General features: G+C 62.2%; 18 protein-coding genes. All 18 read right to left on the bottom strand.

Annotated elements, in window-relative coordinates; genetic code table 11:
• Positions 1-54 precede the first annotated feature (54 nt).
• Positions 55-2,136, bottom strand: a complete 2,082-nt coding sequence (locus KJA79_RS20220; RefSeq protein WP_213043906.1) for a hypothetical protein — start codon at positions 2,134-2,136, stop codon at positions 55-57.
• Positions 2,133-4,985, bottom strand: a complete 2,853-nt coding sequence (locus tag KJA79_RS20225; RefSeq protein ID WP_213043907.1) for a putative baseplate assembly protein — start codon at positions 4,983-4,985, stop codon at positions 2,133-2,135. The genes KJA79_RS20220 and KJA79_RS20225 overlap by 4 nt, the downstream gene beginning before the upstream one ends.
• Complete coding sequence (locus KJA79_RS20230; RefSeq protein ID WP_213043908.1) at positions 4,982-7,465, bottom strand: putative baseplate assembly protein; 2,484 nt, start codon at positions 7,463-7,465, stop codon at positions 4,982-4,984. The genes KJA79_RS20225 and KJA79_RS20230 overlap by 4 nt, the downstream gene beginning before the upstream one ends.
• Positions 7,462-7,827: a GPW/gp25 family protein gene (locus KJA79_RS20235; RefSeq protein ID WP_213043981.1), complete on the bottom strand. Its 366-nt coding sequence runs from the start codon at positions 7,825-7,827 to the stop codon at positions 7,462-7,464. Before KJA79_RS20235 ends, KJA79_RS20230 begins: the two co-directional genes overlap by 4 nt.
• A 2-nt stretch (positions 7,828-7,829) precedes the next feature.
• Entirely contained in the window at positions 7,830-8,153 is a 324-nt protein-coding gene (locus KJA79_RS20240; RefSeq protein ID WP_213043909.1) for a hypothetical protein, read from the bottom strand.
• Positions 8,154-8,249: 96 nt separating this feature from the next.
• Entirely contained in the window at positions 8,250-8,765 is a 516-nt protein-coding gene (locus tag KJA79_RS20245; RefSeq protein WP_213043910.1) for a phage baseplate assembly protein V, read from the bottom strand.
• Positions 8,762-9,886, bottom strand: a complete 1,125-nt coding sequence (locus KJA79_RS20250) for a hypothetical protein (RefSeq protein WP_213043911.1) — start codon at positions 9,884-9,886, stop codon at positions 8,762-8,764. The genes KJA79_RS20245 and KJA79_RS20250 overlap by 4 nt, the downstream gene beginning before the upstream one ends.
• Positions 9,879-10,238 (bottom strand): LysM domain-containing protein, encoded by a 360-nt coding sequence (locus KJA79_RS20255; RefSeq protein WP_213043912.1) that lies wholly within the window; start codon positions 10,236-10,238, stop codon positions 9,879-9,881. The genes KJA79_RS20250 and KJA79_RS20255 overlap by 8 nt, the downstream gene beginning before the upstream one ends.
• A gap of 28 nt (positions 10,239-10,266) precedes the next feature.
• Complete coding sequence (locus KJA79_RS20260; protein ID WP_213043913.1) at positions 10,267-10,917, bottom strand: hypothetical protein; 651 nt, start codon at positions 10,915-10,917, stop codon at positions 10,267-10,269.
• A 69-nt stretch (positions 10,918-10,986) separates the two neighbouring features.
• Entirely contained in the window at positions 10,987-12,792 is a 1,806-nt protein-coding gene (locus tag KJA79_RS20265) for an eCIS core domain-containing protein (RefSeq protein WP_213043914.1), read from the bottom strand.
• A gap of 5 nt (positions 12,793-12,797) precedes the next feature.
• The gene (locus KJA79_RS20270) at positions 12,798-15,488 is read right to left on the bottom strand and encodes an eCIS core domain-containing protein (protein WP_213043915.1); all 2,691 of its coding nucleotides are present in this window, start codon (positions 15,486-15,488) and stop codon (positions 12,798-12,800) included.
• The gene (locus KJA79_RS20275) at positions 15,485-16,114 is read right to left on the bottom strand and encodes a hypothetical protein (protein ID WP_213043916.1); all 630 of its coding nucleotides are present in this window, start codon (positions 16,112-16,114) and stop codon (positions 15,485-15,487) included. Before KJA79_RS20275 ends, KJA79_RS20270 begins: the two co-directional genes overlap by 4 nt.
• A gap of 374 nt (positions 16,115-16,488) precedes the next feature.
• A complete protein-coding gene (locus tag KJA79_RS20280; RefSeq protein ID WP_213043917.1) occupies positions 16,489-18,009 on the bottom strand; it encodes an eCIS core domain-containing protein in 1,521 nt (506 codons plus the stop codon).
• A complete protein-coding gene (locus tag KJA79_RS20285) occupies positions 18,006-18,260 on the bottom strand; it encodes a hypothetical protein (RefSeq protein WP_213043918.1) in 255 nt (84 codons plus the stop codon). The genes KJA79_RS20280 and KJA79_RS20285 overlap by 4 nt, the downstream gene beginning before the upstream one ends.
• Positions 18,257-20,194, bottom strand: a complete 1,938-nt coding sequence (locus KJA79_RS20290; protein ID WP_213043919.1) for an ATP-binding protein — start codon at positions 20,192-20,194, stop codon at positions 18,257-18,259. The genes KJA79_RS20285 and KJA79_RS20290 overlap by 4 nt, the downstream gene beginning before the upstream one ends.
• Positions 20,191-21,486 carry a Pvc16 family protein gene (locus KJA79_RS20295; protein ID WP_213043920.1) on the bottom strand — a complete coding sequence of 432 codons (1,296 nt, stop codon included), beginning with the start codon at positions 21,484-21,486 and terminating at the stop codon, positions 20,191-20,193. Before KJA79_RS20295 ends, KJA79_RS20290 begins: the two co-directional genes overlap by 4 nt.
• Positions 21,483-22,235 carry a hypothetical protein gene (locus KJA79_RS20300; protein WP_213043921.1) on the bottom strand — a complete coding sequence of 251 codons (753 nt, stop codon included), beginning with the start codon at positions 22,233-22,235 and terminating at the stop codon, positions 21,483-21,485. The genes KJA79_RS20295 and KJA79_RS20300 overlap by 4 nt, the downstream gene beginning before the upstream one ends.
• On the bottom strand, positions 22,232-22,972 hold the full coding sequence (locus tag KJA79_RS20305) for a hypothetical protein (protein WP_213043922.1): 741 nt from the start codon (positions 22,970-22,972) through the stop codon (positions 22,232-22,234). The genes KJA79_RS20300 and KJA79_RS20305 overlap by 4 nt, the downstream gene beginning before the upstream one ends.
• Positions 22,973-22,974 lie beyond the last annotated feature (2 nt).

Raw genomic sequence — 22,974 nt, forward strand, 5'->3', positions numbered from 1 at the left:
GTTCACGGTCCGGACGGCCTCGCTCGCGACCTGGCCCCACAACAGGGTTCCTCCTTAGGTGGCGTGAAACAGCCCCGCCTCCAGTCCGAACCGGAGATACTCCTGCAATCGGATCTTCAAGTTGTCTTCCCGCTGCGGTGCGAAGACATCGTGAAAGACGCCCATTTCAGCTTCATCCTCCGCCCCGCGCCTGATTTCCTCCGGGCAATGTCCGGCCAATTGCCCGTACGCCGCTAACCCATACCGACGAGCCGAAAAAGCCGGCCTGACACGCGCTTGCGTCGCCAGCGTGATGGCCTGCGTTTCCGGGCCGGTGAGGCTGCCCTTCGGTTGATCGGCCTCCAACAACGCCGCCTCCACGGCCAGATCCGGCTGGCAACGGTAGCGGCGCGGCACGATCGAATTCAGCGGCACAAAGGAAAACCGGCAACAGCCTTGCTGGTTTTGATCGGACCAGACCGGATGACTCCAGCTGTCGCCGTTGGTGAGGGCAGCCGCGAAGATCGTGTTCGAGGCAAGATCCAAGCGCTTCGTATGCACCTTGCCCATGACCGTACTATTCACGATGCTCAGGACACCCCCGGCACCCAAACCGTCCAGGGCTGCGTAGGCCACCCCGGTCGGCGACGTCGCATCGACCAGCGAATTCGTGATCGACACCTCGGTATTGTCCACGGCGCGAAGGCCACCCAGTACACAGTGGTCGATCTCGACGGTCGTGCCTTCTCGCTCAATGACCAGCGATGGAGCTGACGGCGACAGGGGCTCCCCTTCACTCGTCAGGCCCAGCCCCGGTACCAACGTGCAATGGCGTAGTCGCAAGATACGGGTTCCGACCGGGCCCGCTGCCGTCACCCGCACCCGCCCGCCCGTGATGAGGAGCCCGTTCAAGGTCAATTCCGCTCCCGGTGCCAAGGTGATCGTCCAGTCGCCGTTGAGTACCAGGGTCGGCCGATGTTCGTTGGCGGCGCGCACCTCCACCTTCGCAGCGGCAGGGAGATTCAGGCTCAACGCTTCCGCATAACGCCCGCTATCGTCGATCTGCACGATGCCGCCGGCCTGTGCCGCGGTCAGTTCCGCTTGCAGGATCACTCCCTGCGTGACGGAGGCAAACCCGCCGCCGAGCGCAAAGGTCTTCCCTCGCTCGTACGATCCGCCGCCGGTCGGCATACTGAACCCATAGTGATACGTCACGCGTAGATTGACCGGCGGGGTTCCCGGCGGGACGGCGATCCGCCCCAGCACCGGATCAATCGACACCTTGCTCACCGGGAGGTGCGCCCAACTTGGGCCGTCGTCCGACAAATTGCAGACCTGTACCTGATTCACACTCGTGTCCAGATTGTCCGCCTCCAGAAACAGGCTCAGCTGCGGGCCGTAGTACTGCGCAAGATACCGATCCAGCACCCTGCGGCTGATCGGCTCCGGCACATGCAATGGTTCGGCCAGATGCGCGATGTCGGTCTCCGCTTGTGGTCTGGTGAAGAGCTGCTGGTTATTTCCCAAGGGACTGAACAGAAACCGTTCATCGTCCACTCGACATACAGGGGAACGGCGCACCGCGAAGGCATCCAATCGCCAGAGGAACAGACCGATGTTGGGGATGTTGTACCGCCCCTGCTGGGTTTCAATACGCCGCATGTCGACGGAATGGGCAATCCCGTTAAAGGCCGTGTCGCGCCGCTCCAAGGCTTCCCAATTCCGCAGATCGACGGTGACCAGGTTGGTGGGACGCACGTGGTTCATGTATTGGCTGGTTTCGAGCCACTGGAAGAACTCCACGACACGCGCGTTCCACCCGGTGACATCCCGGGCCAGTTGTTCGAGAACGGTTGCCGTGCCCTTTCGCCGACGATAGGCAATCGTGTTGGCCACCTCCGCACGAGCGCTCCTCGTCCGGTCGGTCACCCCGTGCAGGGTGCGGTAACCGATCAGATCCCCGATGTAGGGGGCCACCCAATCAGCGCAGGTTTCTATGAACTGATCGTCATAGAGTTGGTCGAGATTCTCCCGCAGCACCGCGATGTCTTCGGCCAGCACCTCGCACAGGGCACGTAATGCGTTCCCCTGCTCCGCATCGCGCATGCGGTAGATCGCGGGGAGCAGCTGGTACAGTTTGTCTGCTTCTGGATTCATTGGACCGCCTTCAGTTGAGTCAATGAGCCGGGATCAAGCAACAACAGTTCCGCCGCCGGCATGACCCCGTCCGCACCCATAGCCGGGCGATCGGCGATCAGACGCGGCTGAATCGCCGGTAGCGTGTGGTCTGTGCGCGCGAACCGGTCCAGATCCACCGCCACCACACCGGGAACGGCCTGGATTGCGGCGATCACCTCGCTCAGCGCAACGGGCTGCCCGAACGCCCTCGCCTCAAAGGCATACCGTTGCCCAAGATCGACCGATATGGCGTCCATCACGACGTTGCTGACATGCTCCGGATCGATCGTCACCGTGCCGTCGATCTCAAACCAGGCCTGCCGATAGGGCTTCACGGTGAACGCGACAAACGGATCACCGTACGTGCGCAGGGACTCCTTCAACTTCGTGATAACGGAACCGTCCTCCGTCAATACCTCTCCATCCGGACCGGCGACTGTGAGGAAGATGCTCCGCTTGCGGCCATCCCAGACCCAGACGGCTTGGGCCTTGGCGACACCGGAAAAGGTCCTGGCGAAATCTTCATAATCTTGCAGCGACACGGCACGCTCCATCGTCAGGACGGTCAGCGGCGCGTTCGTGCGGGCATCGTCCCTCGACTCCGGATCTTCAGCCCCCTCCGCAGCCTCCGGATTCAGCACGCCCTTCAACCCGAGCGGTCGGCTCATCAGCAAGCTCAATTGTCCGGCTCGCACGAGCCCTCCGAGGCCCGTTCCCTTCCGGTACTCCGCCCGCACGTTGTTCTGGCCGGTCGGCAACCGCGCCCCCGTGATCCCGTCGCCGAATCGGATGGTGGTACGCCCCTCGTCGTCCCGCCTGGTGATGTAGATGCGCTCGGTGGGGCCATGCCCGTAGAAAAACGGGACTTCTTCCCACAAGACCTCATTGACGTAGACCTTCAGCGTCGAGGTCGAACCGTCCGGCGTATCGGCCCCAACATAGGTGAGAGGTGGTTGCCGCAGCGTGAAGTGCTGATAGGGTACGGCCGCGTCACCGCTGCCTAACGGTTCCCTCACACTTTCGCCGTGAGTGGCGGCGGCGACGTTGGCGTTGATACGAACCGTTGTGCGCGCGTACACGTTGACCAGCGCCGTGGCGAGTTGGACGGTCGTGCGATCGCGATCCTGAGCGATGCTGGTTCCGATCGCTTCGTCGATGAAGGCGATCTCGCTCACCGTGTCATCCGCATCAGACGGAGGTAGCATCTCGATGGCTCCGGCGCTGATGTTGACGTACCCGATTTGTCCGTCTCGATCCATGACCTGCAGTCGCAGCAGAGGCGGAGCCGAGTCGGTCAGCGCCGCGCCGAACTCCGACGGGGTAAGCGCCGTGAGCACGGAGCCGGCAACGGTCATGGGCGGCGCGACCAGGGAAAGCATGTCTCCGACCGTGAGAAAGACAACCTCACCAGAATCCAGCATGAGGATGGGGGGCAGCTCAATATCAGGCACATCCGGCAGGTCCGGCGGACTCGGAACATCACCAGGAAGATCGAGGGGCAGGCGTCTTCGTTTTGACGTGCGAGGAACGGCGGTGATGCGGATGCGCTGACGCGTTCCGCTTACCGCGAGCGGGCGTCCCGGCATCAGGCCGTCGACCAGTTGATCGAATGACAGCTCCTCACCATACACCGGATACAGAAGCGGCAAGGCCGCCGGCGTCAACTCCTCGTTCTGAGCCGCGATCGTCATCGTGCGCAGCAGATCCAATTTCGAATCGGCATCCTTGGCCCAACCGGCGCTGAGGGTCAATTGAGTTCCATTGCCGGCGATGCCATACCGGGCCACCGAACGATGGACGACATCGGACACCAGGGCAAAGGTCCAGATGCGAGAGCCAGTACCCGGATCGTCTTGTTCGACGACGACGACACTGTCCTTCAGGATCTTGTCGTTGCGGCTGCTGAGGGTGATGCGCGTCACCGTCTCACTGGCGTCCAACGCCCACTCGCTGAACGTGCCCTGAAATACACCGCTGCTGTATTGCGGTTGTAATGGCGCATTGTGCCCGAACGGCGAAGCGATCGTCCGCATGACGTAGACGCCCGGCCTGGTCGCGGCGATCGTCCCGGCACTGCTGGAAAGTGTGGCAAGCAGCACCTGTGTACTCTTACGCTCGAGATGAGACATGACGCCGGTCACGCGACGGATCGACGCCTCAAACCCACTGCCGGTGTCTGTCACTATCAGTAGCACCTCCCCGACCGTGAGACCGACATTCGTGCCCGCCACCCATAACTCCGTCATGTTCCAGCTGAGGAGTTGCGATGCTGTCTGCTGCGCCCGGAGGGCGTTCCATTCCGTTCTGGCCTGGATGGCCTCGATGGTCTCGAACGTCTGCGGTTGTTCATCCGGCCCCGGAACACTTTGCACCTTGGTCCCAATCGCCAACGTGATCGGCTGGACGGCTTGTTGCGGCAGGCCAGGGTGCTCTTCCAGCGTGAAGGCCAGATGTGTGGCGGCAGCGAGCCCAGGACCAAGTTGATACCCGAGCAGGCGCGACTGCTCAAGAATCGAGAGGCGCTCCGTGGCGGTCCGCAGATAGGATTCGTTGGCGATGCGCTCCTGGTAGAAAGTGAGGATGTCGCCGGTCATGGCCCACGCATCCAACAGCGCGATGGTGAAATCATCGTCATCGCGCGTCCTCAGCCCCCGCAGAACCGTCCAGCGACTGTCAGACAACCGCGCCTGGAGGCTCTGCCGGAATGTCTGGTACGTCCCGACGCGATAGGCGATCGCCGATAGGCCCGGTCGGTTAAAGAGCAGGCCGGGAGTGGCAGCCTCGATACCGGCGCAGCAGCCGCATTCGTTTCGAACGTCCTGACTCATTTCCCTCCTCCCAACGTAATGGTCAAGCGGCCGTGCTCCGGGAAGTTGCGGTCATTGTCGAGGCGGGGAATCTCCAATGCGGCCATGTCCAGGCGTCCACCATCGAGCCCTGTCGTCTCCGGCACCCCCTGCCGCTGAAATGTCCGCACCTCCACCGACTCCACGCCGGTGACTTGATGGGCGGCCCCGTAAATCGCACTCAGGTACACCGGCTGCCCGAAGGTCCAGCGATCCGGATGGAAGAGGCCTTGCCGTCCGTCCGGCAAATCGCGGTTGCTGAGGACGCCGAGCAACTCACGCTCGACATCACTCCGGAAATGATCGGACCCCACGCAGACGTGCAGATCAATCTCCAACGACACGAACTGCGGGCCGTCAATTTCCACATCATGACCGGCCATGCGATACCGCTCCACATGCGCCCGAATGTCTGTCTCGAACTCGTCCGATAGACCGGCGCCTCCCTCACGATCGACCGTCACAAACACCGTGTGCCAACTCCCCGTCCAACGAAACGTGGCGGCAGCCCGCTGCACGTCGGCTCGACGTTCGGTCACCTCGGCGTAATCCGCTTCTGTCACGGCTCGCTCTTGCACGCGATAGGCCACCGGTGCGCGCTGACGCACGTCCTGCAACGATTCGGGATCCTGCCCACCGACGGCCGGTAAGGGATTGCGCACCAGGGTGATTTCGGGTATGGCACGCGCAATGTGGACCAGCGAATCCGCCCCGATATTTCCCGCGCGGCCGTTTCCGACACGATACTGAGCCGTAAACGCGGTGCCGGTTTCAGGCCGGCGACCATGGACGTCGTCTCCAAAACGGATCGCGCCGCTGCCGTCATTGTCGACCTCGACGACATACTCATCTGCCTCCGCACCGCTGTTCAGGAGGTCTCGCCGCGCCGTCCAGATCGTCGTCTCCGTGCCGTTGATTCCCGTCAGGCTGATGGACGGCTGCACCGCTCGCAGGTCCCACTGCAACGCGGCCCGGGCCGAGTTCACATGGTCGTACGCAGGCCCTACATGCGCGAGCGGTCCCTTGGAAAGACTCGGCCGAAAGCGCGGTGGAACCGGCTCACGCGTGGACAGGGCGCATCGATCCGCCTCCTTCGACCGGGGCATGAAGAGAAACGGCTCCGGCACGGCCCCCAATTCCTCCCCTGCCAACGTCACCCCATGATCCGCCAAAACCAGATTGCCTCTCGCCACACTGACGGCGTCACGATATCCAGTGCTCGTGGCGGCGGAAAGACACAATGGAAACGGCAAAGCATCTTCCTGATGCCACGTGATGTCAGTAATCAGCTGGTTCGTCACCGGATCGGTGAGCGGCCCACCCCCCGTGGCTGTCGCAACAACGCGATCCAACCGTACGACATGCCGTCTGGTGGGATCGGCATCTGAGGACGAGCCGGTTTCCGGACCGATGACTTCTTCAAACAGCAGGATCATCCCCGGCGTGAGCGCCGGATGATGCCCGGCCAGTGTGGCCGAGATCGCGCCTGTGGGAAGGCAACAGCGTTCGTCGCTCCAACTGTAGAACCGCAGCTCATTATGGTCGGCAAAGAGAGATTGGAGAGGCTCCATCGTTTCGAAGATGATCTCTCCACGCTCATAGACGCGCGGATCGTCGGCGATGGCGGTAAGTTGTCCCTGGATGCGCGTCGTCAACTTGGTGCCGATGGGAATGGCCGGGTCGGCGGGATCAACACGAACCACATCCGCTGAGACCTGAACATGCACCCAGGTTCTCGCGTTACATCCCTCGCTCACGTAATAATCCATCAGCCGGGCGTGACGACGGACGGAGACGCGGCGCCGCGCCGTGCCCAGATACGCTTCAGTTGCGACAGCATCCTGCTGGTAACTCAATTGATCGGCGGTGTAGGCCAGCGCCTCCACCAACATAACGCCAAGATCAGCGGGACTCCGTTCCTTCCATTGCGGCATCAGTGCCGACATCCGGTCGAGCATGACCCGCCGGAAACTCGCATAGTCTTTGGCCAGATAATCGATCACCGACGCCGGTTCCGGCACCGTCGGGCAGATCTGTTGCGACGCACAGTCGAAGGGACTCGGGCATTCGACCTTGAACGAAAACTCAATCGTCGCCAGGTGCGGGTCGATTCCAGGAGGCACCGCATCGTTCAAGGCATCGGTGACCACACGCAGCCTGTACGTCGAGAAGTCGCCGGGTTGATCCACTTCGACGGTCAGGACGTCGGCGGATGGCCCGCCGCCGGCGACCACAGACAGCACATGAAACGTGGTGACGCGCTCACCGCCTTCGATCCTGATGTTAGCCGGCGCCAGCGTCAACGTCCCCAACGGCTTCACAAAATGCAGTTCAAGTTTCCGTTGGCGGTCGGCTTCCGTCGGCGCGCTGTGATCAATGACTTCCAGAAAATCAATCCCGTTCAGTGTCGGATGATTCCGGACCGCCTCACGACGCCGCTCGTCGCAACAGGAATACCTCACGCTCCGCCTCCTTGCACGAACGTCCCGACCACGCGGGCACCGCTCCCCCTGATCACATACTGCACGGTGACCCGCAACGTCGAATCCATAGTTTCCACCTGCACCGACTCCACCACGATCCATTCGCTGAGCCAGCGCTGCAACGAGCTCTGTACCAGCACCTGCGTCGTGGCGGCCAGCACCACACTGTTGGGCGAGAAGACCACCTGCAGGAGCCCGCTGCCGAAATCCGGTCGCATCACCCGCTCACCGGGATGGGTGAACAGCACCTGCTCGATGAGGTCGCGAATGTGGTCGGCCTCGTCCGTCCCGGTGGTCCGGCCTCGCGCGTCGAACCGATATGGAAAATCGAGTTGCGCCATCATTACATCCCCGTCACTCTTGTTTGCGTCACCGTCGGAAGCAGCGGCGTGCCGGACGGCGCGCATATCGCCTGACTATCGATCAACAACAGCGGCAGGCCGTTGCTGGTCACTCTGGTGGCGGCCGTGATGTATTGCGCAGTGACGCAGGGACCGTTCGCGGCTGCGGGGGGCGGCAAAGTACAACCGGCTACGACGTAGAGACTGTTCATCGGCACGGTCGGTTGCCCGCTGACAAGCACGCGTGGATTCGGCACCACCGGCATCGCCTGTCCCGCATGCGCACACATAACGGTGGCACCGAGATGAAGCAGAAATCCTGGCATGGTCTCTCCTTAGGTTTCAGCTGTCAGCGTTCAGGTATCAGCTATCAGCGGCTTCCTGACAGCTGAACGCTGACTGCTGATGGCTGACCGCTTCATTCAAATGATCGTGAGCGCGCCGTTGTTGATGGTCACCGCCGGTCCAACGAGCGTCACCATCGCGCCCTTGCCGTTTTGAATGTAGATCCCTGTATCGTTCACGATGAGCGTGGCGCCGGTCGCGCTCTTCAGCATGATGCCGCCGGTCGGACCCGGCACGTCGCTGATCACGATCGCATTCTGAGCGGCCGTCTGAATCACCATGTTCGGGCTGACCGGGATGCCCGCCAACCCCAGAGCCGGCACTTCAGCCACACTGCCGTACCAACACCCGCTCCAGATCGGGTAATCCGGATTCCCCTGCTCAAACTCCACCCACACCCCGGAGCCGATCTGCGGCAGCATATACACGCCCATCTGCTTCCCGCCGGCGGGAAAACAGGGCATGGCCCATGAGGTCGGAATCAATCCCGCCACATCCGGCACTTGAACTTGCAGCCGCCCCATCTGCATGGGATCGATATTGTTCAGCACCGTGCCGCGATACTTCCCGTAGTAGGTCTGTGCGTCGTTCATACCGGCACCATCGGCGTCAGGGACACGAGCCCGTTTCGCGTGAGGCGGAAACTTTGTTTGCAGCTTCCGCGCTTGATCGTGGTGGTCACGCTCTCGACGTAATACAACCCGTCGAAGGCGAGCCCTGCGCCGCGCACCCCGACCAATCCCCGCGCCTTCAACAATCGGCCATACCGCGCCACATCGAGCGACCCGCTTCCCGTCACGGCCTCCATGGATTCGCTCGCGGCGTTCAACCCCTCGTTCAGCGCCTGCGGCGCGGAGAGTTTCCCCGTGGCCTTCAGCATCGACAGTTTTGTCACGGGCGGTCCCACCAGCCCCAGCGGCGGCTGGAGCGGATTGATGTCGGGAATCGGTATGGGAATGGGCACCTTTGTCAGCTCGTTGTGAATCATCACGATCGGGAGGTCCTTCTTCGTCGAGTTAAACTGAAAATTGAGCGACTCCACATTGCGATCGAAGTCCATATCGACGTTCAACGCCGGCTGTGGAATGCCGAGTTTGAGCTGGGGTCCGAAATAGGCGGTGTTGGTGCCGGGGACGGGGCCCGGCTCGATGTAAAAGACGTAGCCCGCCTCTTCCGCGAGTTGAAGGATATAGTGGAGATCGGTTCCCTGCTGCGATGGAATCCGCATGGTCGGAATCGGCACGTCGAAGCCGATCGGCGGAATTGCGAGCGGGATCATGCCGAACACGGCATATTTCGCCAGGATCGTCATGACCCGCACATTCACCGGCATCGCGGGGTAGGGCAACCCGTCGAACGACTGCAGGTCCATCACTTTGGTGAGATCCTCGCCGGTGATCGTGAGCGTCGACTCGCCCGGTTTGTCGCCGGAGCTGATTTCCTGATTGGTGATGACCCCGTCCATCAGCACATGGGGAATGAAATTGATGGTCGCCACCAGGATCACGCGCATCAACGGCGTCTGCGTCGCCGCCAGCAGGAATGCCTGCTGCAAGGGCGACTTGTTCTGAATCGTGAACTGCAGTTGGAATCCCCCCGCCGTGCCGGTCGCGCTCGTCACCTGCACTTCAGTCAGGGCATCCAGCACCGGCTGAGGAACGGGAAACGGGACCACCGGCCCCGCCAGCAATGTCAGATGCACGCCTTTAAGCACCGGGGACTCCTGTGGTTCCCTCCGGCAACGCAATGTCGATGGCGCGGTCCAGGGTCTCCGTAAGCTCGTCGGGCCGCACCGCGTCGTTTGCATCACACAACCGCCAATACTGCTCCGGATCGCCCATGTAGGTCGCCGCCAGATGATCCAACCGTTCGCCGCCCGCCACCCGATGCTGTTGCACCACGGTAAATCGTTCGCTGCCCGGGACGAAGCGGCGGCGCAGATGCACCACCATCGTGCCGTCGGCGGTCACGAGCGACGCCGTCTTCACGTTGTAATAGCGACTGGTCGGCGGAAAGGAATTGGCTTTCAGCGCCCTGTCTAATAAGGCCTGCAATGGATCGCTCATCTGCTGCCCCTTCTCTGGTGTTGCCTGCTCAAGAAATGCCCGTGAGCCCAAGCGTCCCCAGCGTTCCGCCCTGGGCCTTTGCACGCAGCCCTTCCTTTTGCTGCAGATAACTCATGAACAAACTGCCCGCCTTGTGGGTGAACCCCACATCGTCGATCGACAGCACTCTCATGCCCAGACTGACCTTCGCGCGGATCGGATTGAGGTTCGGATCGAAGGCCTCTTCGGTCACGCTGAACTCGGTCAGCCGCACCGGGATGACTCGATGTTGGCCGAAGACAAACAGCGGCAACGCGGTCTCCATAGGAAGAATCTCGAGCGTTCCCAAACTAGACAACGTATGGTTCGTCGTTAATTGTCCCGTGCTGGGATACAGCAGGGTTTCGAGCGCCGCCAGCTGTGGGTAAATTCCCGATTCGCCGACCGTGCGATCGCCGGCCTCCATGTCGTCGGTCGCGTCGATTTCCGCCTCCAGCTTAATGGTCTCCACCGCCGGTCCTTTCAACCGGAGCGCCTCGGACCGATCGCCTCCCTCGCTCACCCCTTGTATTTGAAGGCTGCGGCTGAGGGATTCCGGGTTGTACTGGAGCGCAATAATCCGCTGCACCTGGGCCGTGGCGGGATCGATCAGCACGATCCCACCCTTCAGGAGTTTCGGAGAACCGGAAAAGGATGTCATGGTCTACACACCTCTCAGCTCATCGGTTCGAGCGAATACTTCGACCGCCGTCTTTCTCGATCCAACCACTTACGGCAGAATGATTCCGTTCCCCATGGCCACCGCACGAATCACCGCCTGCGACACCTGGAACATGGTGCCCTTCCCCGCGAGATCAGCGGGACAGGCGGTCCCCACGCAGAACGGGACAGTGCCCTTCACGCCCGTCAGTTTGCGGATCTCGGCAAAGACCCCGTTATCGAGCGTCTTCACACATCCGCTACTGACGGCATCGTGCGGATTGCCGCCGTGCAGGTAAAACCCGTCTCTCCGCTTCCGCACACCCTCCGGCGTCGTGACCGTTTTCGAACCCTGAATCTTGATCCGCTTCGGTCCCCAGCAGTCCTGCGGCGTATAACATTGCTGCGCGGGATTGGCTGGGGTCGGGCAAGGCACATTGCAGTAGTGGGCGCCTTCACAAGGGCTCGGGTCGCTGCTGGTAATCTCCTGATAGCCGCTCGCGATCGCATTGGCCCCGCATACGCCGCCTTGAATGGTGGAGACCGCGGCCCTGGTCACTTGCGGCTTCATGGCATAGATCCCGGTCGGAATCGGACCCACTGAAGGTTCATTTTCTCCGTGCCCAGGATGACCCGACACAGCAGGGGCCACATAGGTCGGGTTCCCTGCATTGAGCACGATCACCCGGCCGGTTTGTCCGCCCGTGTAGCCGACGAGATCGTCCTTATGCCGTTGAATCGTAGCCGCCGGTCGCCCGCCTTGCTGAATCACATGGGTGAGCTCATGGGCAAGGAGATGCCGCCCTGCTTCCGTACCCGGTGAATACTGTCCTGCGCCGAAGACCACATCCTTGCCGACCGTGTAGGCCAGGGCGTGCACTCCGCGAGCCGACGCCGCCGCTGTCGCATCGTCATGTATCCGCACGTCGCCAAAATCGTGGCCAAAGCGGCTCGCGAAAAATTCGCGCGTCGACGTATCCAGGGGACGACCCGGCGAGGCCAGGACATGCTGAACCGACGAGAGGGAATCGGCTGACTGCGTCGTCTGCGGGGCGACTTGACGCTGCGCGACCGCCGTCGAAGCCGCCGACCCTTTGGGCGATGGTGCCTTGGCACTCTTGCATTCACGCTTGGTGAGCACCAGGAAGCCGTCCGGACAGTGATAATCGTAAAAACACAAGGGAGTCGCCGCCGGCGGCGTTTCGGTGGAAATGCGCCCTGGGCCCATACCGACCACGATGTCGGTCGCCCGCACGATCACTCTGACCACCAGCCCATCGCTGAAATGTACGAAGCAGCCATAGTTGCCGTTGGCAACGGGCGGTTCGCATTCAATGTCTTCCACCCTCGCCTGCGACGTCGGCGTGATGTCGTGTTGGACATAATTTTCGGCGGCCCGTTTGCTGATACTCTCCGGGTCGTTGCGCCAACTCGGGCAACGGCTGCCGCCTCCATCGGCAGAGCCGTCTTTGGGTGCCGTTCCGTCGGAAGCCGGTTGTTCACCGACCGGTGCCGATTCCGCACCGGCTTCTGCGCGTTGTAGCGCACCCTCTTCGCCGATCGAATGGACGCCGTCTCGGACAAACCGCTGAACCAGCGGCACCGGCTGAAGTAACTGGGAGCGTCCTCTGCCATCCGGCATCCGCATCACCTGCGCGGCCACCTGGTCCGCTTCCTGCTCGTACTCATCGCCGGGCTCGTTGACTCGCAGCTTCGCCTGCACCGACATACCGGTCATTTTCTTCTTCTCGCATTCCTCGCAGCTGCCCGACAACCCGCTGGATCCACCGCAGGCGCAGGCTCGCTGCAGCAAGCCCGGAAGGCTTGCACCCTGAACTTCACCGCCGATGCCCTGGGAAACGACCTGCACCTTCATGATCCTTACGGAATCTCCTTGATTCTGAAATACCGGCGTAGCTGAACGATCCCGCTGAGGATCTCATAGTCCTGGGTGTTCGGCATGGAGGTCAGCTTCGTGGGATATAACAACACCACTCCTCCGCCGACCTGGTGACTTCCTCCCAGCTTGACGCCGTGTTTACGGAGCCAGTCGTTCAACAGCTTCACGTCCGTCGTATCCGGCCCTGCCTTCGGCAACGACTCACCCTTCAACCAGGCAGAGAGGTTGCTATTGGCCTGTCCCGCCGGACTCCCCGGCGCGCCCAATCGTCCGCCGGAAGGCTTGATCATCCACTCGGTCGTGGGTCGGCCAGGGATGACTCGTTGGTTGTGGCGGTTGATTTCCTCCAACACCGCAATGCCTTCAAAGCGCGAGGGATCGCCCTTCCCCGGTCCTCCCGGCCCCGCCGCTCCGCCCTTGCCGGTTCTGATGTACCAAGCCTGTGGTCCGCCTTCCAAAGTATCCACAATGCCGAGCTGTCTCCCGCTATAGGAATAGGTGCCCCACTCCTTCGCGGAGAACAGTGGAATTTTTTGCGTCGTGATCTGATCTTGAAGATCCCGGTCGGTCACCTCGATCTCGGTCGTATAGTCATCGTCCACCGTGTGGCTACTGGCATGCATGACGATTTCGTAATGACCGGACTTCGCCTTCCGCTTGGCGCTGAACTTGTTAATCCAGCGATATTTTTTCTTGAGCGGAGCCAGCGACGCGAGGACGGTGGGAACCGCACTGTCCTTCGTATCGTGAACTTCGACGATGGCGCGGGCCGCGCCGAGCGCGAACGGCAGTTGCGCGGATTTTTCCCGCCCGTCTGCCGCATCAGGCTTGTCGAGCTTCCCCTTGGATGTCTTGCGATCGGGAACGAGTTTTTCCAGTTTGACGAGGAGCCCTTCAACGATCTTTGCCAGTTTGCCCCCGACCTTACCTAGTTTCCCCACCCACTTGACGACGTTGGCGATTGCGGCCGTAAAGATGGCCATTGCCACTTCGGCCAGGATGTAGCCGATGACGGTGCCGCGAAAATGCCATTTGCGGTAGGGATTGGGATCCTTCACCCAGCAATACAGAAAATCCTCGATGGATTTCGCCAGGAGGCCGCCGATCGCCGTCAACAACTCTCCGGCCAGCTCTTTGACCTCGTCTGCGGACATCTCCTTGATCACGGCAATCATGTCGGAGGCGGCCTTCAGCATCTCGCCATTCACCAGACTCAACATACCGTTGAAGATGCCCGACACCATGTCGTAGATCCCGATAAACACGTCGAGGACCGATTGCACGAAACCTTCCACCACCCCCACCGAAAAGCCGGCGATCCCTTTCCCCGTTTCAACCGCGCTGTTCATCCAATCGGGACGGGACGGCAGGATGTCGGCTTGCTTCAACTGTTCCACATAGCTGATACCCGGCAGCCAGATCCGCTCTCCCGCGACCAACTCGACCGAATCGAACAGGTCTTGTGTGCCCCCTCGATAGGGATCAATCCGTTCGACGAGATCGAAGTCCTCCTGCGCCTTCTTGAATTTTTGTTCGTTGATCCTGACGCCTTTTTTTGTCTCAGGGTTGCTCTGGCTCGCGACGTACACCGCCATGGCCAGCGACCGCGCATCATCCCCGACCGTGATCGGATAGGTCTTGTACTGACAATGGCTCTGCACTACTTTGCTCAAGGAGTCTTTTCCTTGAACCGGGTAAAGGAGCGCCTCGGTGTCGGGAAGCGGCGTCTTCCACCAGACGTAATCATCGGAGGCGTATCCGAACGTGCCGACGTGACCGGCCCGGCCGCAACTCTTGTCAACGGCATCGCCGACGACGCTCACGGCCAACCAATGACTCTCCGGATTGTGACTGAGGATGTGTACCTTCGTGCTTTGCGGCAACCGGGCAAGGGGCGATCCCGCCGTACTCGCCTGCTCTCGAAGATTCACGCCGCTTTCCTTGTAGACGATGCCGAGCTTGTTCACGGCAGCCCATCCCGGGCCGGCGTGTTCGGGCCCTTCGGGATCGGTTGCCTGTCTCGCGAGCCGACCGGTCGGAGGTCTGTCGCCGACCAACCGGTTCTCGGGGTCTTGTTGCACGACATGAGCAAGCTCATGAGCCATCAAGCGACGTCCATCCGGGGTTCCCGGCGAATATTGTCCTGCCCCGAAGACAATGTTGCGGCCGACTGTGTATGCCAGCGCATCCACCGTCCGCGCAGATCCGGCGGCCCTGCCGTCGGCATGGACGCGGACACGGCTAAAATCGTAACCGAAACGATCCTCGAAAAAGACGCGGGTGGCACTATCGAGGGGCCGTCCCGGCGCCGAGAGGACATCCTCCACCGTAGGCGGCGCCGTCATGGTTGCCGAGCCCACGGAGCCACCAAGCCGGCGTTGCACAGCCGGCCGGGGACCGGCCGGTTTCCAAGCCCCGTCTCGCGATGGTTCCGGCAGCCCCATCACCTGCTCCGCCACCCGATCCGCCTCCTGCTCGTACGCATCACCGGGCTCATTGACGACCAACTTTCGCTGCATCTCCCTGCCGACCAGTCCTGTGTGCGGGGAGGCGGCGCACGTTCCCCGAAAGCCCGCCGATGCCCGGCACACACCGGCCCGCTGCTCCGTGCCGTGCAGGGATGGGGCAGCAGCACCAGGAAGGGGCATTACCTGTCCTTTCGACGCTTTCATAGTTGCCCGCCCACCTTCGGCCTGACAACGATATGAGACAACGGTCCTCCGGCCCTCTGATAGAACCGGATGGTGTTCCCCATCTGCCCGCCCGCCATCTGATCCGCTCGCGCATGGAGAACAGGCTTCGACACATCACTCGGCTTGGACAGCCAGAATGATGCGCCGGGCAGTTTGAAAGCGATGTGGCTGGGCCCCTCCGAGGTATTCTGAAAACCACTTCCATACAACGCGAGATGAGCATTCGATTCCGAAGCGGTGGGCGTGGCCTCGAATTGCGCGTTCATGAAAAAGTCCCAGAGGGCCGAAGGTGGAAAACTACCCTGAGCGGCCTGTCGGCTGTAGACCGTATCAGGATGTTCACCTTCTGGGATGGCGACACCCAACGAGACCAGGAATGCCTCGCGCCGGTCCCACACGGCAGAAACCGGATCACGGAAGGCAAACGTTCCGAGCGCCCAGCCGAGGCAATTCCCCAGTGCTCGACACAGAACGAGAGAGTGAGGTTCCACAACGAACGCGTGCGTGCCGCTATTCAATTGAGGATACCGATCATAGTGGTCGCGGATTTCGATGTAGAACGAATTGCTCTGTGTCTTGATGCGCGCAATATCGGGATTCACCATGAGGTCGTACGGCCTCCCCGCGATGACCACCTCATGCGTGCTCCCGAGTTCAGAGGTGAGAGCGACAGCTTCGACGTGCGGCTGTTCCGAATCGGTTCCACATGCACGTTGGAGCAGCCCCTGCGTCCCTCCTTGAATTTGATGTACAGAGACAGACCCGAAGTCGTGCGCAAAGCGCGTTTCGTGGCAGATCCTCGCGGAGGAGTCCGGCGACTGTCCCTGGAACTGAACCGTCTCGTGCAGGATCGGAGCCGCATGGCCATTTGTATCGGCGACGGTTCTTTTCCTCGACGCGCCGAACGATACGGCTGGCCGTCCTGCAGCGGGTTTCGTCGCTCGGCCCCTGTTGGCTCGCGCCATCATCCTTGTCTACCTTAAGATCCCGAGTCGGGCCATTGGAGAATCGGCATGCGCGACCGGATAAAATCCAGAAAGATGCCCCGGGTCGTGTCGGACCAACCGGCGCTAGTGAACTCAAACGTGTCGCGAATGAACGCGTCGGCATCCGCACAGTCGCAGTGACATCGCAATGCGGTGAGAATGCCGTTGATGCTCTCGTAGGGACTGAACAGCGCATCGCGATAGGCGGACTGCAAGTTGTCGAGCAAGGCGCCATAGTCGCCGACACGGGTGCGGCGCCGAACTGACGTGAAGACCGGCTCGAACTCAGCCAGGATCGCACTGAGTTCGCTCAGGTAAAAGTCGAGTGGGTATTCGGTCCCGTCGGAAGCCCGGTACAGTGTCGTCGAGCGTGTGCAGGAGCCGCCGATGTCCGGATGGGCCGTGCTGTCATACCGAATATGCTGCGCTTCGTGGACGAGTAATTCACGCAACCACTGCACCCAGTACTCCCGTGGATATCCTCCGACCATGCGCGGCGGCGGGAGGTCCGTCGCCTCATCGATCAGTCGGTCTGTCTCCGCAGGAACAAACATGCACATGGCATCACGAGGGCCGGCGAAGGGGGGTACGACACCGGTGAGGCTCGCACAGGGTCCTGCGGCGGCCCCGGTGGAGGCCCCAAGGTCGCGATCGACCAGCACGCCATAGAAGGCAGAGAGGTCTATGCCCTCCGCAGCGGCAAACGCCTCGACGTGTTGTGCGCGGCTTCCATGCCCGGAGGCCACAACCGCAGCGGGGTCCCGCCTCGCCTCCTCAGAACGGGCCGTGCGCCCCGACGCTTCAGCCGCATATTCCGAAGCATTAAACGGACCCGGATCGCCGGAGATCGGCTCGGTGCAGGTTCTGCCCGTGACGCATTGACGCTGGATCCCGAAAGCGGTCCGCGACCCTCCCTGCTGGATCACATGGGCCAGCTCGTGTGCGAGAAGCTGCCGCCCGGCGCTGTCATGTGGTGCATACCGACCCTGCGCGAACACGATATCCTGCCCACTCGTATACGCCAGAGCGTTCACCGACGCGGCGGATCTGGCTGCTCGGTCGTCGCGGTGCACTCGAATCTGTCCGAAGTCATGTCCGAAACGTGGCTCGAAAAATGCTCTGGTTGCCCGGTCAAGTGGGTGGCCCTGAGAAGCCAGCACGTCTTCCACAATGGGCGGGACCACACGCGCCGCTGCTCCCCCGAGGCCGTTCACGCGGAGTCGAACGAGCGAGGCCGGTGTGCTGTCCCGCGCTGTTGTCACCGAGGCTGGATGCCCCATATCCAGTACCTGCTCGGCCACGCGATCGGCTTCTACTTCGTACGCATCGCCAGGATTTCCGATGGCAAGCTGGTGCTGGATCGGTCTTCCCAAGAACTTGCGGCTCTTACAGGATTCGCACTCCCCGCTCAGCTCCGCCGAACCACCGCACGCGCATTGCCGCTGAATGAATAGACCGGACGGCGGGTTCGTGGGCGTCTTCGCGGCGGTTTGCACGGCGGCAGTCGTACTCACCGTCCTAATCCCTTTCCGATCCCATTTGCCGTGTCTTGACCAACCTGGCGTGGATCCGTTTCGCCGGTCAACGAAATCGCCTTCGTCCGAAGACGCGGCACCTCACCCAGGCTCGCGAGCCGCTCCGCCATGCCCGGCTCCGCGAGCAGCAGCGACAGTTGCTCTTGTAGTCCTTGCGCGACGGCATGCCGGTCCTCGAAGCGGAAGCCCTTCAGCACGAGGCTCTGGATGTTCACGACGACCCGCTTCATACCCACCCCCTGGTTTCCGCATCGGACAACGGGCGTTCGCGTTTCGCCGCTTCGGTATGCGCGGCCTGCAGGAGATGCTTCATGCCCACCACCGCTCCTTCATCCGCAGCCAGGAACGCGGCATTGAGGGCGATGCTGCGGATATTGCCGCCGGACATGCTGAGCCTGGCGAGTTTGGCGTAGTCGAGCTGCTCGACCGGTGTGGCAGCGGGAAAGATGCGGCGCCAGATCAATTCCCGCTGCTGCTGGTCGGGAAAGGGAAACTGCACCACGAAACTGAGGCGGCGCGAAAATGCGACATCCAGCGCCGCCTTCATGTTGGTCGTCAGAATCGCCAGCCCGCGATAGGCCTCCATCCGTTGCAACAGATAACTCACCTCGATATTCGCGTAGCGATCATGGCTGTCGCGCACTTCGCTGCGTTTCCCGAACAATGCGTCGGCTTCATCGAACAGCAACATGGCCCCGCTGGTCTCCGCCGCGTCGAACACGCGTCGCAGGTTACGCTCCGTCTCGCCGATGTATTTGCTGACGACCCCGGAGAGATCGATACGATACAGATCGAGATGCAGTTCGTTCGCCAGCACTTCCGCCGCCATGGTCTTGCCCGTGCCGCTTTCGCCCGCGAACAGCGCGCTGATTCCCAGACCGCGCACTCCTTTTCCCGCAAAGCCCCACTGTTGATAGACCATCAGCCGGTGCTTCGCGTGGGCCGCAATCTGCCGTAAGGTTCGCTGCTGCGCCTCCGGCAACACCAGATCGTTCCACCCTGCCACCGGGTCCAAACGCTGCGCCAGATCGTCCAACCGGGAACGGCTCACACTTCGGCACGCATTCCACAACGCGCTGTCCGCCTCACTCCCTGACTCTGCCACGTCACGCAACCCGGCACCGGCCGTCATGATTGCTTTGGCACTTAAGGAAAACTGGGAGGCCACGCCGTCAAGGGTTCCATTCATGCGGGCCGTGGCCGGGCCGAGCACCTGCTCCCACAATTGCCTCTGCTCGGTACCGTCCGGCTTGTTGACGGCATACCGGATGGTCGCCCGTTTGTATGAAGGCACGTCGCGACCGGCGATGAACAATGGGCTGCTGCCTCGCTCGGCGAGATGCACCACGGCCTTCGACGGCGCTCCGTCATGGCAATGGATCAGGAGAATCGCGCCCAGCAGGGCCGCCTCGCGTTGCCACAGAATCGCAAAGGCATCGGCCTCCGTTGAATGAGCCGGCAGGTCGTCGGCCTGCGCGCAATACAACTTCACTTGAAGGTGGGCGGCGACCGCCGCCGCCACATCGGCCTGTCCATCGACATCGTCGCCCGACAACAGCACGACGGGGTAGGACGAAGAGCGCTCCCGCAATCGCTCCAGCACCGACTGGCACACGTGCCGATGTTTTTCAGCCATGATCTCCGGAGCGGGCAACGGACTCAGCAGCGGGTGAAGGCGCGGGTCGAGATAGTTGACGCCGGCCAGATAGTGCAACACCCGTTCGTCGATGCGCAGCCGTCCGTTCACCAGTCCGGCACTGTCGTCGACTTCCAGCAAACGCCACCGACGCAACGGCCCCATCGCTGCCAACGCGCTCCAGTGCGAATGGTCCAGCGCCGCCAAGGCCAAACCGAACGTCGCGTGTGGCCGCGGCGCTTGTGATTGCCCCAAGGCCGCCGCGCACACACGCCCGAGTTCGGCATCCATTTCCACTCCGGCCACCAGGAGCAGGAGGTCGCGTTCGAAGGCGCTCAGACCGAACAGCTCGGACAGGGTGTCGATGGCGGCCGGTGCAGGAAGCGCCGCATGGGCCGCCTCCACCCGTGCCGCAACCAGGCGTTCATCATGTTCGGCGCCCAGCCGAAGTTTCAGACGGGAAAACTCGGCCGCCAGATAGGCTTGGTTCGCATCGCACCATGCGGCGGAGGTCTCGGCGGTCGTCATGTGATCGTCACCCGATAGTTGTAAAAGGCCGGCGGAACGGCCGACCGGTCGATAATCGGACTGTCGATACCATCCACTCGTATCCGGAGCAGAAACTCTCCCGTCGGGGCATCGGCGACAGCGACGGTCACCGTTCCGGTCGCGACGGTGATCGGAGCGACCGGGATCTCGCGGGTGCCCAGCAGCAACGACACCGTCTGCCCCGGCTGGATCTGCGGCTGCACCGAAAGTACGAGGGTGGCCACTCCGCTCCCGTCCCGGACGACTGCAACCGGCATCGCGCTCGTGATCTCCGGCCCGATCACGAGCGCCACGGCGTTACTGATGCGTGGATCGGATTCGCCGGGACGAATGACCCGCATCGCCAGTTGATACAAGCCGGCCGGCACGGCCGGCACCGTGAAGGAGGCCAGACCCTCCCCTCCCCCTGCGACCGGCAACGCCTGTTCGATGTCAAATCGACTGTTCGAGAGCAGGACTGCGCGATTGGTGCCATCGAGATGATGGCCCGTGAGTTCGACGATCGCGCCGACCGTGGCAGCCGGCTGTCCGTTGGTTGCAGCCGCAGTCTGAATGGTGGGAAAGGGCGGGAGCAGATCGGCCTGCACCACCACACCCCGGTCCCGCTTCGTGACCGGGTCGACAGGGCCTCGACTCAGGACCGGCAGCGTCGATCGCGTCGGTTTGGAGGACTCGATCAGCACGACTGTCGCCACGTACGCCGCGGAAGGCCGGTAATGGGACTGCACCGCGGTCCAGAGTTTCGACATTTCCTCGCTGCTGAGGGGATCCGGCACCAGTTTGATCTGTTCGACCTGATCCGCCAGCCCGCACTCAGCCAAGGCTCGAAGCGCCGGCGGCAAGGTGGTATCGACCGACGGCGACGGGGTCAATGCCGTCGTGATGGCGCGGCGATCCAGCACCGGCACCTCATGGAGTAACTGCATGGCGTACCCGAGTAGAATTTCGCTGCCCAATTCTTCCGCGCTGTAGGCACTCAGCAGGTAATGCAGATCCAGGGCCAGCGGCGGATTGCTGAGGCGCTGCATGCCCGACCCATCGCGAGAGGGCAATGCATGGTTGCGCCAGCCGGTATTGAACGTCACTTGATGGAGGAAGAGATTCAGCTGGGTGCTTTCTGTTCCGTTGACCGGCACCACACGATCCGGAGGCAATGCACTCACAGTCACGGTACTGCCAAGCAGCCCGCTGACGTTGTGATTGATCAACCCATCGTTCAGTAGATCTCGCAGCACGGCCGTCACGCCGGCAATGGCCAATGCCGTGCTCACGATCTTCCTCCCTGACGACGCGTCAAATAGTCTTCCAAGGACATCGCCGGCCGGCGAGTCGCCGGTTTCCGTTTCGTGTCTGGCGCAGTGGACACCGCCGTCACTTCAATCCGCCCGATGGTGACTTCCACAGGAGGTTCGGTTGGAGCCACGTTGATCTGTTGCGTCCTCCGACCCGTGCCCGACCCAGACGCCAACGAAGGCGGGGCCGCAGCGGAGGAACGAGGCATAGCCTGACGAGTCTCCACCAGGCGCGGCGGCGGTTCGATGCGGGCCGTAGGAGGCAGAGGCGCGGAGCCGAGGCGGCCTGCGATGTTCGGTTGGGTCGTCCCCCTCTGACGACTCGGTGCAGTGTTGCGAATCGTCACCGAACTCACATGCGGCGATGCGAGCGTCTCATGGGTCGGCTGAGGAACGACTGCCGAGGCGTTCCTCACCAACGGCGCAAGCGACGATTCGGCTTGGCGCGGCCCCTGCACAGCATGCGGGGTCGGCCGTGAAGCGGGAGCCGGCGGTCGCCTCTCCCGTTGATCAGTCTGCGTCAGCAGCCCGCCTTCGTGATCGCCCTGGCGGATGGATGTCGGTGGCGCTTGGTTTGCGTCAGCTGGCGGCAACAACGAATCGACCACCGGGAACTCGGACAGCCCCGTCCGACTCCCCGCCGGTGCGAACATCGATGGGGTGCGCGGCTGAACCATGGCCACGGTCCCGGCCTGCCGCTCCACCAATCTGGTGACAAAATCGCTCATGCCAAGGCCATCTCCACATAGAGCCCTCGACGCTGTTCACTCATGCGGAGGACCTCTCCTTCCGTCCAACCGTAGGTCCGTGCCAACAGATCAACTTCCTGCAAGAGTCGTCGGCTCCTCGCCTGGAGTTCATTCCAGAAGAACGTGATGGTATCGAACAGCGCCTGCCACTGGGCTCCGCAGGCCTCGCATCGCAGATCGATGAGCACTTCGGCCAGGGGATCCAGTTCACCCAATCGTCCGGCCAGGGCCACTTCGTTCACCTCAGTCCACGCCGACCTCTCGTCGTCCCCGGCCACCCCGCGGACGCAACGGGACAGAATGATGCGCCGGGCCTGGTCCGGATCCGCCGCCGTGATCGCGAGTGCCAGGTCCCGGCTGTTCGGCCCCCGCAACTCCCACAAGCGGCCGTCTTGTTCCACCCTCGTCCAAGCGGCGTCCGAGGTGACCGCCGATGCCAGGAGCGCGGCACAGGACAGTTCGAATTCGAGCCCGTTGCGACAGGTCGGACATTCCGCATAGGCCTCTATGCGATCACCGATGGTGTGCCGACGAAGATCCAGCACATGCGCATCGCGCCGCCCAACCGTCCATTCGCAGAGCGCCTCAAACGACTCCTCAGGGTACGCGTACCGCAACAACAGCAAGGCTTGGTCGATGGGATGCCGGCCCACTCCCTGCTCCCACACCTCCAACAGCGCGGCGGCGGACAGGCCCTGGTCTGAATCCTGGGTCATGC

The organism is Nitrospira defluvii (assembly GCF_905220995.1).
GTDB lineage: Bacteria > Nitrospirota > Nitrospiria > Nitrospirales > Nitrospiraceae > Nitrospira_A > Nitrospira_A defluvii_C.